Annotated in this window: 7 protein-coding genes and 8 pseudogenes; 10 read left to right on the top strand and 5 right to left on the bottom strand. The window is 60.1% G+C overall.

The annotated features are described in order from the left end of the window. The first annotated feature begins 85 nt into the window (after nucleotides 1-85). Complete coding sequence (locus N0Q91_RS01545) at nucleotides 86-1,099, top strand: L-threonylcarbamoyladenylate synthase (protein ID WP_275596070.1); 1,014 nt, start codon at nucleotides 86-88, stop codon at nucleotides 1,097-1,099. Nucleotides 1,100-1,278: 179 nt separating this feature from the next. Here the strand turns inward: N0Q91_RS01545 and N0Q91_RS01550 are convergent, their stop codons facing one another. After that, entirely contained in the window at nucleotides 1,279-2,259 is a 981-nt protein-coding gene (locus tag N0Q91_RS01550; protein ID WP_275596071.1) for an aldo/keto reductase, read from the bottom strand. Between the two features lie 184 nt (nucleotides 2,260-2,443). Here N0Q91_RS01550 and tkt point away from each other — a divergent pair, with 184 nt between their 5' ends. From tkt to N0Q91_RS01585, 7 genes and pseudogenes are all read left to right on the top strand, one after another. Then, the gene (gene tkt, locus N0Q91_RS01555; protein ID WP_275596072.1) at nucleotides 2,444-4,435 is read left to right on the top strand and encodes a transketolase; all 1,992 of its coding nucleotides are present in this window, start codon (nucleotides 2,444-2,446) and stop codon (nucleotides 4,433-4,435) included. Next, a pseudogene (locus N0Q91_RS01560) lies at nucleotides 4,432-5,453 on the top strand (class 1 fructose-bisphosphatase). The gene tkt and the pseudogene N0Q91_RS01560 overlap by 4 nt, the downstream one beginning before the upstream one ends. Nucleotides 5,454-5,459: 6 nt before the next feature. Beyond that, a pseudogene (gene fba / locus N0Q91_RS01565) lies at nucleotides 5,460-6,508 on the top strand (class II fructose-bisphosphate aldolase). Nucleotides 6,509-6,536: 28 nt separating this feature from the next. Then, nucleotides 6,537-7,313, top strand: coding sequence for a DeoR/GlpR family DNA-binding transcription regulator (locus N0Q91_RS01570; RefSeq protein WP_275596073.1), 777 nt, complete (start codon nucleotides 6,537-6,539; stop codon nucleotides 7,311-7,313). Continuing rightward, nucleotides 7,310-8,080: pseudogene (locus N0Q91_RS01575) on the top strand (triose-phosphate isomerase). Before N0Q91_RS01570 ends, N0Q91_RS01575 begins: the two are co-directional and overlap by 4 nt. Nucleotides 8,081-8,092: 12 nt before the next feature. Further along, nucleotides 8,093-8,567: pseudogene (derI, locus tag N0Q91_RS01580) on the top strand (D-erythrulose-4-phosphate isomerase). Nucleotides 8,568-8,711: 144 nt separating this feature from the next. After that, nucleotides 8,712-10,000: pseudogene (locus tag N0Q91_RS01585) on the top strand (Re/Si-specific NAD(P)(+) transhydrogenase subunit alpha); the annotation flags it as partial. 419 nt (nucleotides 10,001-10,419) lie between these two features. Here the strand turns inward: N0Q91_RS01585 and N0Q91_RS01590 are convergent. From N0Q91_RS01590 to N0Q91_RS01605, 4 genes and pseudogenes are all read right to left on the bottom strand, one after another. Continuing rightward, nucleotides 10,420-10,611 (bottom strand): hypothetical protein, encoded by a 192-nt coding sequence (locus N0Q91_RS01590; protein WP_275596074.1) that lies wholly within the window; start codon nucleotides 10,609-10,611, stop codon nucleotides 10,420-10,422. A 1,164-nt stretch (nucleotides 10,612-11,775) separates the two neighbouring features. Then, nucleotides 11,776-12,012, bottom strand: coding sequence for a hypothetical protein (locus N0Q91_RS01595; protein WP_275596075.1), 237 nt, complete (start codon nucleotides 12,010-12,012; stop codon nucleotides 11,776-11,778). Nucleotides 12,013-12,500: 488 nt separating this feature from the next. Continuing rightward, nucleotides 12,501-13,048, bottom strand: a pseudogene (locus N0Q91_RS01600) (flavin reductase family protein). Between the two features lie 21 nt (nucleotides 13,049-13,069). Then, a pseudogene (locus N0Q91_RS01605) lies at nucleotides 13,070-13,340 on the bottom strand (ABC transporter substrate-binding protein); the annotation flags it as partial. A 570-nt stretch (nucleotides 13,341-13,910) separates the two neighbouring features. Here N0Q91_RS01605 and N0Q91_RS01610 point away from each other — a divergent pair. Together N0Q91_RS01610 and N0Q91_RS01615 are read left to right on the top strand one after the other, a co-directional pair. Then, nucleotides 13,911-14,728 (top strand): annotated as a pseudogene (locus N0Q91_RS01610) (type IV toxin-antitoxin system AbiEi family antitoxin domain-containing protein). Further along, a complete protein-coding gene (locus N0Q91_RS01615; protein ID WP_275596391.1) occupies nucleotides 14,718-15,638 on the top strand; it encodes a nucleotidyl transferase AbiEii/AbiGii toxin family protein in 921 nt (306 codons plus the stop codon). The pseudogene N0Q91_RS01610 and the gene N0Q91_RS01615 overlap by 11 nt, the downstream one beginning before the upstream one ends. Nucleotides 15,639-15,853 lie beyond the last annotated feature (215 nt).

Below are 15,853 nucleotides of genomic sequence, written 5' to 3' on the forward strand. Positions count from 1 at the left end.
CAAGAGAGAAGGTATAAGGTCATACCTATTTTGACAAGCGGTTTTTTTCCCATTATTCGAACGACGAGACGGAAGGGGTTTTTCAATGATCATTGATGTCGCAGCCGATCCCGCAGCGGGGATCGCCTCAGCTGTCGAGGCGCTCGGGCGGGGCGCTGTTATCGCGATGCCGACCGAGACCGTTTACGGCTTGGCCGCCGACGCCACGAATGAAGCCGCGGTATCCCAAATCTTCGATATCAAGCATCGACCGAGCTTCAACCCGCTCATCTGCCACTGCTCCGATCTCGAGATGGTCAGCGAATACGCGATCCTGGATCCGGTCAGTCTTCGTCTTGCGGAAAGGTTCTGGCCGGGGCCGATGACGTTGGTGCTCAACTCGAACCCCGGTACGCTTCCATCCGTGACCACGGCCGGCCTGACTACCGTCGCCATCAGAATTCCCATGGGATTCAGCAATGGCTTGATCACGTCCTATGGAAGGCCGCTGGCGGCGCCGAGCGCCAATATCTCGGGAAGGGTGAGCGCGACGACAGCAGCCCACGTCGCGAGCGAATTCGGCGATGGAGTGCCGTTGATCCTCGATGGCGGCCCGACGAAGATCGGCGTCGAGTCCACTATCCTGAGGGTTTGCGAAAATGGCATCGAGTTGCTTCGGCCTGGCGGGCTCCCGGTCGAGATCGTCGAGCATGCTGCAGGTCTTCAAGTCAGCGTCCCAGACCCGTCCGGCAAAGTGCTCGCACCGGGAATGCTGACGTCGCACTATGCTCCGCGCGCGATGGTCAGGCTGAACGCCACGCGCGTCGGGCCGGGCGAGACGCTCCTCAAGTTCGGCGATGCCATTGTCCCAGGCGAAGGGGCCTGCGCACGCGTTTTCAACCTGAGTCCGGAGGGCGGTCTCGAGGAGCTTGCGGCGAAATTGTATGCGACCCTCAAAGAGGCCGACGATGCCGGGGCGGAATCCATAGCAATCGTTCCCATACCGGACGAGGGCTTGGGGCTGGCGATCAACGACCGGCTCCGTCGAGCTGCGGCGCCGCGAACCCTGACACTGGGCGAACTCAAGCAGGCGGCCCTTCGAAATGAAGAAGCCGGGTGATGCGAAGTTTCGGCAAGGGGGGCCACGGATTGTTCCGCCGCGCCTTGCTACCGGGCGGGTTCTTGAGGGGAGGCACGTCATCCGGCATGAAGGCGACCCGACGGGTCGCACACGGGCGCCAGTTGCCAGGCGTCTTGCACTTCAGACTGCGGTCACAGCGTCCGACGGCGAAAACGTCCTCACATCAGGCCGACCACATCGTGGGGTACGTAGGGAGCTTCAAGCCGCTGGATTTCGTCGTCGGTCAATTTGACGGCCAGCGATCCCACCGCGTCCTGCAGATGGCTGGGCTCGGTGGCTCCGATGATGGGGCAGGTCACACCCTGCTTTTGCAGCACCCACGCCAAGGCTATTTGCGCTTGAGGCAGGCCGCGTTCCGCAGCAATCTTGGCAACTTCGTCCACGACGACCCGATCTGCGGCAGCAGCCTTCTCGTAGAACCTGCCGGTGACGTTGTCCGTTTCCGCGCGTTTGGACTGGGATCCGCTTCCCTTCGTGAGAATACCGCGTGCGAGCGGGCTGAACGTCATCACGCCGATGCCTTCGGCGCGGCACAGCGGCAGCATCTCGCGCTCCTCCTCGCGATAGATGAGATTGAGATGAAGCTGCATTGATGCGAACGCCGCCCAGTTCTTGCGCTTGGAGATCTGGATCGCCGTTGCGAACTGCCACGCGTACATGTTGCTCGCGCCGATGTAGCGAACTTTCCCCGCCTTCACGATGTCATTGAGCGCCTCGAGCGTCTCCTCGATGGGCGTTTCGCTGTCCCAGAAATGCGTCTGGTACAGATCGATGTAGTCCGTTCCCAGGCGACGGAGACTGTTATCGACCTCAGACAGGATCGCTTTGCGTGACAGGCCGGCGCCGTTTGGGCTGGCGTTCATCCGCCCAAAAACCTTGGTCGCCAAAACGATTTCGTCACGCCGGCCGTGTTCCTTCAACAGCTTGCCGACGATCTCCTCGCTGGTGCCGTCGGAATAAACGTTCGCCGTGTCGAGGAAATTGATCCCGGCATCCAGCGCCTGCTGGAAAAGCGGCCGCGCCTCGGCTTCGGCAAGCGTCCACTGGTGATTGCCCCTTTCAGGTTCTCCAAAGCTCATACAACCCAAGGCCAAACGCGAGACCTTGAGTCCGGTCGCTCCCAAGCGAACATATTCCATGTTTTCACTCCTTAAGGTATGAGGTATGATCATCTATAGCAAGGGCGTGGCTCGCCGTCATTAGAATTTTCGCGAATTGTTACGAATTATATCATAATCACAAACTTTGTGTGCCTTTGATATCTGATGTTGTGATCTTCGGAAAAACGCGTCACATTAGGGATAGTTAAAGAAGGAGGAAGAGTTGACAGCAGTTTCGGTCCGCGATCTCGCAAACGCTATCCGCGTCCTATCAATCGACGGCGTTGAGGCGGCAAATTCCGGTCACCCCGGCATGCCGATGGGCATGGCCGACGCGGCGGCCGTTCTCTTCGGCAAGCACCTCAAATTCGATGCGCGTGAACCAGGCTGGCCGGATCGGGACCGGTTCGTCCTGTCGAACGGCCATGGCTCGATGCTGCTGTACAGCCTTCTCTACCTGACCGGTTACAAGGAGATGACCCTCGCGGAGATCCGCAATTTTCGCCAGTTCGGCTCGAAAACGCCGGGCCACCCGGAATACGGCCACACCGCCGGCGTCGAGACGACGACGGGACCGCTGGGGCAGGGCATTGCATCCGCCGTCGGTATGGCTATCGCGGAGCGGCGCCTGAGCGCGGAATTCGGCACTGCGCTCGTCGATCACCACACCTATGTCTTCTGCGGTGACGGATGCCTCATGGAAGGCGTCGGCCAGGAAGCTGCCTCGCTGGCGGGCCATCTTGGACTCGGCAAGCTGATCGTCCTCTACGACGACAACTCCGTCACGATCGACGGTTCGACTGCGATTGCATTTTCGGAAGATGTGCTAGCGAGGTTCGATGCATACGGATGGCACACGCAACGCGTAGATGGCCATGATGCTGAAGCGATCGACGCGGCGATCTCCAACGCGAAAGCGGAAGCATCGAGACCGTCCCTCATCGCTCTGAAAACCATCATTGGATTCGGTTCTCCGTCAAAGGCGGGAAAGAGCTCGGTGCACGGCGCGCCGCTCGGCGCGAGCGAAGCCGCCGCGACAAAGACGGCCTACGGCTGGACGGCAGATGCTTTTGAGATTCCGACGCCGATCCTGGACACATGGCGCGCGATTGGCGCGAAGGGCGCGAAGTCCCGCAGGGAGTGGCAAGCGCGGCTCGAAGCAGCAGAACCGGACGTCAAAAGCGAGTTCGAGCGTCGCACCGCGGGATCGTTGCCACCGCACTACGAGGAGACGGTGAACGCCGCCAAGGCGAAGCTGCTCGACAAGCCGCAATCGGTGGCCACGCGCAAGGCAAGTCAGATCGCCCTGGAGGCGCTGACGGAGTTGCTTCCCGAAATGATTGGCGGCTCGGCGGACCTTACTCACTCGAACTTGACGCGTGTTCCGGCCGTCGACAGCGATTTCACCGCCATTAGAAGCGGGCGTTATGTCAGCTATGGCGTGCGGGAGTTCGCCATGGCCGCCGCGATGAACGGCATGGCGGTTCACGGCGGCTTCATACCGTATGGTGGCACCTTCCTCGTATTCTCGGATTATTGCCGCAATGCCATTCGTGTGGCGGCTCTGATGGGCGCGCGCTCCATCTTCGTGATGACGCATGATTCAATAGGTCTTGGCGAAGATGGCCCGACCCATCAGCCGGTCGAGCATCTCGCCAGCCTCAGGGCCATGCCGAACTTGCATGTGTTCCGGCCCGCGGACACGATCGAAACGCTGGAATGCTGGGACTTGGCGATAACCAGCAAGAACACGCCGTCCGTTCTGGCGCTCTCGCGGCAGAATGTTCCTCAGCTTCGCTCGGAGCGTGATGGCACCAATCGCTGCGCACGAGGCGCCTACGTGGTGCGGGAGGCCAGTACGGAACGTGCCGTCACGCTCATCGCGACTGGAACGGAGGTCGCGCTTGCGGTCCAGGCCGCCGAAGAGCTCGAAGCGAGAAACATTCCAGCTGCGGTCGTCTCGATGCCGAGCTGGGACCTCTTCGAAAAGCAGGCCAAGGACTACCGGCACGCGGTGCTGGGAGACGCGCCCCGCATCGCAGTGGAAGCGCTCTCGAAGTTTGGCTGGACCAGGTATGTGGACAGCGAAGACGACGTGATTGGGATGTCCGGCTTTGGCGCGTCCGCGCCGGCGGAGACGTTGTACGAAAAGTTCGGGATTACCCGTGAGTCGATAGTCGCGCGCGCCGTTGCAAGGGTGAGGGGGGACGAATGAGCACTCCGGCAACTCTCGCCAGCGACGAAGCCTCCTTCCAGCACGAGTCGGTCGATGAATACCTCTCGACATGGGCGGGTGAGGACGGGTCGCGTCAGCGCGTGACCGCACTTATCAACGGAGTCTTGGACGCAGCATGTCTTCTGTCGGAGCGTATCGCGACCGGTTCGCTGGAAGGCGATCCGGCGCGACTCCTCGGATCCAATTCCGCCGGGGACGCGCAAAAGGCCATCGACGTTGCTTCGCACGCGCTGTTCGTCGAGATTCTGGAACGGGCAGGGGCCGGATGGGTCCTCTCCGAAGAGGCTGACGAGCCTGTTGTGTTCAAGGGTTCGGGGTTCGGTGTGGCTATCGATCCGATCGATGGTTCGGGCAACGTTGGTCTGGGCGCTCCGGTGGGCACGCTATTCTCGATCATTCCATTCACCGAAGCTGAAGACCCGTTCTTAATCTCTGGCAGGCGGCAGGTCGCCGCCGGGTATGTCTCCTTCGGCAACACGGTCGACCTCGGCGTCTCCGTCGGAGACGGCATGCTGCTTGCGACGATGCATCCGCAGACCGGCGAGTTCTTGATCGTGAGAAGGCAAGTCCAAGTACCGCCGGACACGTCGGAACTTGCTTTCAACGCTTCGGTTCACCGCCACCTTCAATCTGGTCTCAGCCTGTATGTTCAGGACTGCCTGGCGGGCAGGGAGGGACCGCGCGGCCGCGACTTCAACATGCGCTGGCTGGGATCGGCAGTCGGAGAACTCCACCGAATCCTGCTCAGGGGCGGTGTTTTCTTCTACGCCGCCGACAAGCGACCGGGGTATCAAAATGGACGGCTTCGCCTGGTGTACGAGGCAAACCCGATCGCGTTCCTGATGGAACAGGCCGGGGGCGGGCGACGGACGGCACTTCGGCCATTCTGGATAAGGTCCCGACCTCCCACCATTGCCGCACACCGCTCGTCTTCGGTTCGGCGACCGAGGTCGATCTAATCGCGAGCTATCTCAATTCCAATCCAACCAGCGAGTGAGACTTCATGGCCAGGATCACCCTCCGCCAACTGCTGGACGACGCCGCCGAACAAGGGTACGGCGTCCCGGCGTTCAACATCAACAACATGGAGCAGGCGCTCGCCATCATGGAAGCGGCCGATGACACCGATTCGCCTGTCATTCTGCAGGCGAGCCGCGGCGCGCGGGCATATGTCAACGACATCATGCTCAAGCACATGATGGATGCGGTGACAGAGATCTATCCGCATATTCCCGTTTGCGTCCATCTTGACCACGGAAACGAACCGAGCACCTGCGTCACCGCAATTCAACACGGGTTCACTTCGGTGATGATGGACGGATCGATCCGCGCTGACGGGAAGACCCCTGCGGACTGGGACTACAACGTAAAGGTCACGAAAAGCGTCAGCGAAACAGCCCATTGGGCAGGGGTTTCGGTGGAAGGGGAGCTTGGGGTTCTGGGCTCGCTCGAGACCGGCATGGGCGAAGCCGAAGACGGTCACGGTGTCGAAGGCAAGCTCGATCTGCATCAGCTTCTGACCGATCCCGACGAGGCCGCCAAATTCGTCAAGGAGACGAAGGTGGACGCGCTCGCCGTCGCAATGGGCACCAGCCATGGAGCCTACAAGTTCTCGCGTCGCCCGGACGGAGACGTTCTGGCGATGGATGTTATCGAGGCGATCCACCGGAAGCTACCGAACACGCATCTTGTCATGCATGGTTCTTCGAGCGTGCCGGAGGAGTTGCAGGAAATCTTCAATAGCTTCGGCGGAAGGATGAAGCCAACTTGGGGCGTGCCGCTCGAAGAAATTCAGCGAGGCATCCGGCATGGCGTTCGAAAGGTCAACATCGACACGGACTGCCGGATGGCCATGACAGGGCAGGTACGCAGAGTGCTTGCCGAAGACCCGACGGAATTCGACCCCGCAAGTACTTGAAGGCTGCAATGACGGCGCTTTCGAAGCTCTGTCGCGAAAGATTTGAGGCCTTCGGAACGGCCGGACGCGCGAGCTCGATCAACGTCATCCCACTTGCAGAAATGGCGAAGCGGTATCGGGCAGGTTCGCTATAGGTCGAGGCGATTTAGAACGGAGACGTTGATGAAGCGGGACGAGCGCAGGCAGCAAATCATCGAGATGCTGGTCGAGAACAAGACCGTCGATCTCGACGAGCTTGCCGATCATTTTGCGGTGTCGAAGATGACGATCCATCGTGATCTCGACGATCTCGAGCAGGAAGGCGTCCTGCGCAAGGTCCGCGGCGGTGCGACGATCGACGCAGGAACGCGGTTCGAAAGCGACTTCCGAATTCGCGCGCGCCAAGACAACGCGGCCAAGATCGCGATGGCGCAGGCCGCTTTGAAGCTGGTCGAGCCGGGTATGACGGTAATGGTCAACGACGGCTCGATGGCAGCCGTGCTCGGCGCGATGCTGCCGCAGAAGCGGCCGCTCACCCTGATCACCAACAACGCGGAGATCATGGAACGGCTGAAAAGCGAGGCCGGCATCACGCTGATCGGACTCGGCGGCATGTATTCGGCTAAATTCAACGCTTATCTCGGCATCGTCACCGAGGATGCGCTTTCCCGGCTGAGGGCGGACATCGCCTTCATTTCAACCCCCGCCATGAGCGGCAGGATCGCCTATCACATGGACGACAATGTCGTGCGTGCGAAGCGCGCGATGATTTCGTCGTCGGTCAGGGCCTGCCTCTTGGTCAACCATCAGCGGTTCGGCCACACCGCCTTGAACGTCCTGGCAGACGTAGCTGAGTTCGACGCAGTCATCACCGATTGCGCGCCTGGTGCTGCTGTCCTGGACGAATTTGAACGGGCGGGCATCAAGCTCACCATTGCATCGACGCAGGATCCGACATGACCGGCAAATCGCGCTTCTGGATTGGCACCAGGCTGGAAGATGAACAAGACGCTTTCCGAGGCCGAGCATTTTGTGTGGAGCCTCAAGGCCGCAGACCCGACGCGTGATCCGCGCATCCAGCGCTTCGTCATTCCGGCTTTCACCGTCCTTCGCGAGGTCAAGGCGATGCTCGCCCAAACCTCCGTCAAGGTCGGCGCGCAGAACATGCACTGGGCCGACCAGGGCGCGTGGACGGGCGAAGTCTCACCGCAGATGCTGAAGGACTGCAATATCGATCTGGTCGAACTCGGCCACTCGGAGCGGCGTGAACACTTCGGGAAGACCGACGAAATGGTGGGCTTGAAGACCGAAGCCGCCGTCCGGCACGGTCTTATTCCGCTGATCTGCATAGGTGAGACGCTGAGAGACCGCGACAGCGGTAACGCACCGGAAATCCTGGCTGCCCAGGTGCGCGGGGCGCTTTCGAAATTGACCGCTGCGCAGAAGGAGGCCGAGGTCCTCCTTGCCTATGAGCCCGTATGGCCATCGGTGAGAAGGGCATCCCGGCAATCGCCGAGTACGCCGATGCGCGTCAGGCGGAAATTATCGCCGTCGCCGAAGAGGTGGTCGGTCGAAAGATCCCCTGCCTCTACGGCGGGTCGGTCAATCCGCAGAACTGCGAAGAACTGATTTCGAGCCCGCACGTCGACGGGCTGTTCATCGGCCGTTCGGCCTGGAGCGTCGAGGGGTACCTCGACATCCTTGCGAAATGCGCCGCCAAACTCTGAGGAGAAACACAAATGAAGGTTGCCATTGCAGGAGACAGCGCAGGCGAAGGTCTCGCCAAGCTTTTGGCCGAACATCTGAAAGGTCGCTTTGACGTCTACGAAGTCTCGCAGACCGAGGCGGGTCCCGATCCCTTTTACGCCAATCTGTCGGAGCGCGTCGCCTCCGGCGTGCTCGACGGCACATACGACAAGGCCATTCTCGTTTGCGGAACCGGAATTGGCGTCTGTATCGCAGCGAACAAGGTTCCGGGTATCCGTGCGGCCCTGACACACGACACCTATTCCGCCGAGCGTGCTGCCCTTTCGAACAACGCGCAGGTCATCACCATGGGTGCCCGTGTTATCGGACCGGAGCACGCTAAGTCGATCGCAGACACGTTTTCTGGGCAAGACGTTCGACGAAGGCGGCCAGTCTGCGGGCAATGTCAGGGCGATCAACGACCTAGACAGCAAGTATCGTCCCGGCGTGCCGAGTTCGAGCAGTTAAGACGGATAGACGTCGAACCGGCGGCGGCGAGCGCTTCGCGCAATTGGTTTGGATCAACTCGGGGTGAGCACATGCATTTATCCCGTATTTGATCCAAGTCGAGCCGTCGAGCAGGTGACAGAGATGTAACGTAGGGAGGTGGCAGTGCGCATCGGGGCTTTAAGAGAACGGCATCAAGAGGAAGCGAGAGTAGCGCTGACCCCTGAATCTGCGGTCCAATTAAGAAAGTTGGGCCATAATTGCTTTGTCGAGGCGGGAGCTGGAAGCAGGTCGGGTATTTCAGACAATGCATATGCTCTGCGGGCGTAGAAGTCGTGCCCGACGCAATGGCTCTCATCGCAGCTTCCGATGTCGTCGTGAAAGTTCGCAGTCCCGAAGGGGACGAAGCGAAGAGCCTAAAAGACGGTCAAACGCTGATTTCCTTCCTGTGGCCGGCCCAGAACCCGGATCTTCTCGAGACCTTCCAGGAAAAGAACATCACGGCCGTTGCCATGGACATGGTGCCACGCATCTCGCGTGCACAGAAAATGGACGCGCTGTCCTCCATGGCCAACATCGCCGGGTATCGCGCCATCATTGAGGCGGGCGACCAGTTCGGCCGCTTCTTCACTGGCCAAGTGACGGCTGCTGGCAAGGTGCCGCCGGCAAAGGTTCTCGTAGTTGGTGCTGGGGTAGCTGGGCTTGCAGCGATTGGTACGGCTGTCAGCCTCGGTGCCATAGTAGATGCCTTCGATGTTCGTCCCGAAGTGGCCGAACAAATCGAAAGCATGGGTGCGAACTTTGTCTTCCTGGAATTCGAACCAAACCAGGATGGCGCTGCAACGGGCGGCTATGCCGCGCCTTCCTCGCCGGAATTCCGCGAGAAGCAGCTTGCGAAATTCCGAGCGCTTGCGCCAGATATAGATATCGTCATCACCACGGCGCTTATACCTGGTCGTCCAGCTCCCAAACTCTGGCTGGAAGACATGGTCGCCATGATGAAGCCGGGCTCTGTCATCGTCGACCTTGCCGCCGAGCGCGGCGGCAACTGCGATCTAACCGTTCCCGATCAGCGTATCGTCTCGCCGAACGGTGTGACCATCATCGGCCTTACCGATTTCCCGAGCCGCATGGCGGCTCAGGCCTCCATCCTCTATTCGACGAACATCCGCCACATGCTGGCGGATCTCACGCGGGCAGCGGAAGCCGTCGCCTTCCGCAAGCAAACGACTAGTCAGGTGGGGCTGCTCGTTGTTGGCGCTCTGCTCCTCGCCTTGATCGGGTCCTACGTGCCGTCTGAGTTTATGGCAAACCTTGTGGTCTTTGCTCTCGCTTGCTTCATCGGATTCTCGGTGATCTGGAACGTAAGCCATTCGCTGCACACCCCGCTGATGGCGGTTACCAACGCCATCTCTGGCATCGTGATTATCGGGGCTCTTTTGCAGATCGGGGCGGCCGTCGATGTTTGCGGCAACGCCCCCGTGGTTTGATAGTAGTCGTATAGAAACTGATCGTAGTGCGGGTTGTCCATCGGATCTGTGGCCCAGTAGCAGAAACCAATGCGAGCTGCCGAACCAAACATCTCGCTTGCGACACCAACGACACCGCGCCAAAGCTCTGCATGCTCTTCGCTGTAGTCATAATAGCCTTTAAAGCGATCGGCCGAGAGGCCACAGAGCCAGCAGCCGACAGTGCAGCCTTCGCTCAGCTCGAAGGCGATAATGGGGTGCGTGATCGACGGCGCCGATCCGTCCAATTCGTCGTTGCAGCGCCGCATCTGGCGCTCACGCCAGGCATGAAATCGGGGTTGATCTTCGACATATCGCCTTCGACGCGTAGGCGGTCGCGATGGCGCAACATCGGGCGGATATGGTCATCCCACATCATAGCCAATGGCCAGGGAAGACTCCGGCTTGAAGCGGTATTTCAGGTGGTCACTGCGCCAGAGCGGCAGCATTTCCATTGGGTCAACTTCGATGCCGTAGCGCTCTGTTACCGCTCCAGGCGCGTCAACGTTCTCCGAAAGCGCCCTTCGGAACTTTATGTCACCAGACAGCCGTTCCATGAAGCGCTTGACGTGTGACAACGTGCGCCGGTCAAAATTCGGTCGGCAGTGTTCGCCCGAGGGTACAGGTGGGCCCCTGAAACCATATCTTGCAGGCTTGATGGCATGTTTCATTCTCGATGAGGTTGGTCTTCATGTTCTCTTAGCACCGGCTCGGCCGAGTCGATGCCGTCAGGTCCAAGATAACGTCAAGTCGCTACCGCAACAACAACTCCAATAAGTACAACGACCGCGGCGAAGCCAGGGAACTTTTCCTCGACCGGCACAGGGCCCGTGGCTACGGCCTTAATTGCACCAGCCAACGCTGTGGTCCGTACAATGCCGGGCAACGCCGCAACGCTCGAACTATGCTTGTGGTCCGCAGTCGCGTCGAGCCTCTTACTAGTTACCTTCTGTCGGTTGTCCAACCGTAGATAGCTTTTCACCTCGTCAGGCGTGATGTTGTAGTCGAGGCTCTTTCCTACCGCTACGATCGATGCACGGCCTGTAGCAGTTAGTCTGACGTTTTCAACCAGGCTCGCTTTTTTCCCTAAGTCGTTAACGCTCTACGTCAGTTTGTTGCATAGCTGATTTCCGCCTTTGCTCAATGTTCGTCTCGCTCTCGCAAGCGCTCGGTGATGATGCCGTGAACGAGGCAAGCGGCGTACCAATCTGAAAACTCCTGACTTTGCGCGTTGTCTGACCGTGCACATTGTCAACTTGCTGACATTTGGCTCCCGAACTCGACAATTGGCCGGCTCCAAAATGTCGGCAACCGTGCATTTTTTCAGTCAGCACTCTGCGCGCGCCAGCTCAGTTGCGGATACCCTTGGTCGATTCCTTTCATTGAGGCATCGGGAGATACCCTGCCGATGACGTACCACCTGCGAAAAAGTGAAAGTCGTGGAGAACCAAAGGGGTAACGCGATAGCGTTGCCCTTCCGGTGCCCAGCCTGAGCGCTTGGTCGAAGTCTCGTCGATAGAGATCAGCCGCGCCAATGCCTTGGTCAGGAAGCGCCGGCGTCGCCGGATCCAGAGGTCACGCCCCGGGGCGATCTGCGGGCGCTGCTGCTTACCTGGCTCGCAGGGGCTTCTTATGACTGAAGTCGAGTCGGTGGAGAAGACGGCCAACGTTGGAGCGCTGCACGATGACGGCGGCGAGTTCCAGGCATAGTTCGTTCAGCGTCAAGTCGACTTCTGCGCCAACCGCTCGCGGACCCAGTTGCCACGCGCGTTCCGCTGGCCGCCACCCAGATCTTTGCCGCCGCGTGGTAGCGAACCGGTCAAGCGTTTGAGCGTCACCAGGTTGTTCACGAAAAGCTGCGATGCCCGGAAGTGTCGGGCCGCGGCCCGGTGGCCGTGACCTTCCTCGACAAATGCAACGACACGACTACGCAAAGCAAGCGGATGTGATTTGCCCATGGTGTCCCTCCCGTCAAAGCGAGGGGACCTCAGCCAACCTCGATGCGGGAATCCTGAATCCCAAAGATCGCGACCCGCTTTCGGCGCCGCGCCAAAGGGGTCTGACGAGTTCAAGATTACAGACGGAGTTTTTTGGAGCGAACTGCGAAGCGGAGCTTTGGCATGCAGAGTTCTGCGGAAGCAGAAGCGCTCGCCACGAAGCTGATCGGGGTCTATCCATTCTCGACGAAGCAGGCTCGGCCGCCATAAGGCCGTCCCGCCGGCGCCGTGCGCCTCGAAAAGAAGTCCATTCAGTTTCCACTCGCAGGCGGAAACGGCCGCCAAAGTGCGTAGACCTCCGAGGTGCGGCTGCAACGCCCGAGGAGTCCTTTGCAATCGGGGCTAACGAGTGTGACGTCGAAGGGTGCGTGACGTCAGACTGCATCCCAGCGTTAGCCCTTCAGCCCGCAGAAGCACCTTCAGAAGACCTCGGGCCCAAGTACTTCCGTCTAGCCACCTGGAGAATGATACCGGCCATCGCGGTATATCAACGAACACCATTGCCGATGCGAATACCGATGACCCTGCCGATGACGATAGAATGGCTGTAGCGGATGATCGCCTCCTCGACCTCGCAGTCGATGACCGCCGCCGCATCCTCAAGGACCGGTGCACCGCTCAGGAGGCGGGTCCATGCAGCACCGCGGTAACGTTCCGGTCCCGTCAACCCGCCCCGTCCGGCGAATTGGTTTGCGAGCGTTTCATGGTCTTGGCGCACCACATTGATGCAGAAATGCCCGTACCGCTCGACGACAGGCCATGTTGAGGAGGATCGGTTGAGGGAAACGAACATGCGCGGCGGCTCGATCGAAAGCGCGGTCGCCGACGTCACGGTAGCTCCCGTGCGGGTCTCTCCCTCACCTGCCGTTACGATACTGACCCCGCCGCCCAGCGCGCGCTGAGCGCGCTTCAGCCCCTCGGCGTCGGCAGAAGGGTTGGCAACACGGCTGGTGGCAGGTTCCTTGTCGGAGGTACTTGGGGAAGATTGTGCGGCCATTTCAGTCTCTCCTTCGGTTCATTCGGCGCCGACGACGGTCTTCGCATCGGTGGCACAGGTGGCGACCGGCGGGCCGCCCGGGGAGACGGCGACGGTGAACTTGCCCGGTGTCACGACTTGAAGTCCTTCGGGATCGCCGCAATTGCCGCGGGGTCCTTGTCTGCGCGGACGCGCGCCGGCTGATCGGGGAAAGGTCGAAGATATCGTTAGTGGCGCTTACCGCCGAGAAGCCGAGTGTGGATGCTGTGAGGCCCTCGGCAACAAGACTGACGGTTTTCCTGATGAGAGACATGATGGCTTCCGTGTTCGGGGAGTAATCACGTGGGGAATGAAGGAGAAGCTCGCGCCAGAAGAAGTCAATTCTTCGGCAAACCGGGAGGGTTGGTGCTTCCTTAATCGCCTCGGCGGAAAGATTCCAGCGTGAAAGCACCTTGGCGTAGCTGCCATTGTTGATCTGCTCGTTGGGCGCGGCGGTGATGGTATCCGCCAGCCCTGAGCCTTCTCTGGTGACGCGGCGATCTCTGCCGTCTGCGGTCAGCTAACGGAAAAACCGCCGACAAACTCGGTGTTCTTCCGCAAAGAGCTGCCGGCAAGCGAAGTCAATATTACGGCGAGGAGGCGGTGCTTGATGTGCCACCAGTCCGGGCGCGCCGACGCCCATCCCGGCCTCAAGAAGGGCGCAATCCAGCCTCGGCAATGAAAGGATTAGGCCCGGTCCGCCTTTCCCACGGACCGGCCGTAATCAGTAAGGGGGCTTCTCCTCTTTAAGCAAAATTGATTTTGTGTCCTCTCAGTACCCTCTTTCTCAATTTTTCAAAGAGCCTCTGGTCTGTGTCTTCAAATCTATGCTATCATGTGCACCATGAGTACACGGAAAGCAGAAAAGCTAAAGAATGTCTTGGAAGCAGTCCCGGCGGGTTTTGTCGTGGACGCACGTTGGCTGGACAATCAGGGTGTTAGCCGCTTCCTCACCCGGAAGTACATAGGCAGCGGCTGGCTGGAGCGTGTTGAGCGCGGCGTCTTCCGTCGCCCGGCGCCGCAGCCGGCTCCGCTCGACTGGCGGACTTGCCTGCTCTCGCTCCAGCACATCATGAGCTACAAAATCCATGCCGGCGGTATCACTGCCCTCAGCGAGCAGGGCTATCGCCACTACCTCCCTTTGGGAGCTCCTGCACCTGTGTGGCTCTATGGCGACGATATCCCGTCATGGCTACCGCGCCTGAAACTCGACGCACCCCTGACCACCCGCGGCACATCTCTATTCACTGACCCCGATTTGGGCCTCACCGAGAACAAATCTGCCAACGCTCTTACGACGTCGTGGGGCTGGGCGATTCGGATGTCGTCACCGGAGCGTGCCATACTGGAAGCTCTCGACGAACTGCCCGCTCACGAGAGCTTCCACAATCTCGACATGGTGTTTGAAGGACTGGCCACACTCAGTCCGCGCCGCTTGGCGGCACTGCTGCAGAGTTGCCGGAAGATCAAGGTCAGGCGCCTGTTCTTTGTGTTCGCGGATCGCCACAAGCATTCCTGGCGCGAACGCCTCAATCCCGATCACTTCAAGCTTGGAGCGGGTGATCGTGCCCTGGTGAAGGGCGGCAAGATCCACCCCGCTATCGCATCATGGTTCCTTCGGAGTTCGCCGAGGCCCCAACGGGAGCTGCCGATGGCCCGTGAACCATATGCCGCCCAGGTCGGGCTGCTGGTGCGGCTTCTCCCCTTCATAGCCGCGGAGAAGGTCTTTGCGCTAAAGGGCGGAACGGCGATCAATCTGTTTTATCGCGACATGCCGCGGCTCTCAGTCGATATCGACCTGACCTATTTGCCGGTCCGCGACCGTGCTGGTAGCCTGGCCGAGATCGATGAAGCGCTAAATCGCATTACCGCCGCAGCCAACGGCGGCATTGCGGGGCTTGACGCCCGGCGCGTCGCCGGCGGCGGTGGGGGCGCCACCCGCATCCGCGCCCGGCTCGGCAGCGCCGAAGTCAAGATCGAAACTTCGCCCGTCACACGTGGAGTCGTCCACGACCCCGAGCCACGCGGTGTCTCGCGCGCGGTCGAAGATGAATTCGGATACGCCTCTATTCAGGTTGTATCATTCGAAGACTTGTTCGGCGGAAAGCTCCATGCAGCGGTCGATCGCCAGCATCCCCGGGATCTCTTCGACGTCAAACTGCTCTACGACAATGAAGGGCTGACCGATGCGCTTTTTCGCACATTTCTGGTTTACGTCGCCAGTTCGCCGCGCCCGGCCCACGAACTACTCTCACCGAGTCTCAGTTCTCTTGACGAACCTTACGCCTTGGAGTTCGTCGGGATGACGACCATTCCGGTCACTCTCGACGAGCTCGCGTCGACAAGAGACCGGCTCATCGCGGATATCCGTGCTCGCCTTGCTGAAAGGGACACGCAGAAGTTTTTGCTGAGCCTTCATGACGGCGCGCCGGATTTTGATGTTATCGGCCTGCCGCAGGCATCCACACTCCCAGCGGTCCAATGGAAACTCTTGAACCTGCGCAGACTCGTCGCGGAAAATCCCGAAAAGCATGCCGCGCAAAGAGCTTATCTGGAACAGCTCTTTGCGTGAACGAGATGAGGAGAGGGTCGATCTGAAAACGGAAAGGGCCCGGAGGCTCGATTCGGCCCGAGCATTGCCGCGCGAAGCCGTAATCGGATTCGACACGCTCGTAGGAAAGGTGGCGCCCGAAGGTGGCAGATGGGCCAGCTGCCAGCCGCTCTGGCGTACCGCCAAACTCGGCCCTTCCTACCGCAATTCGTCGGGGCTCTACTCGACAGGATCTT

The organism is Sinorhizobium prairiense (assembly GCF_029201645.2).
Lineage (GTDB): Bacteria > Pseudomonadota > Alphaproteobacteria > Rhizobiales > Rhizobiaceae > Sinorhizobium > Sinorhizobium meliloti_A.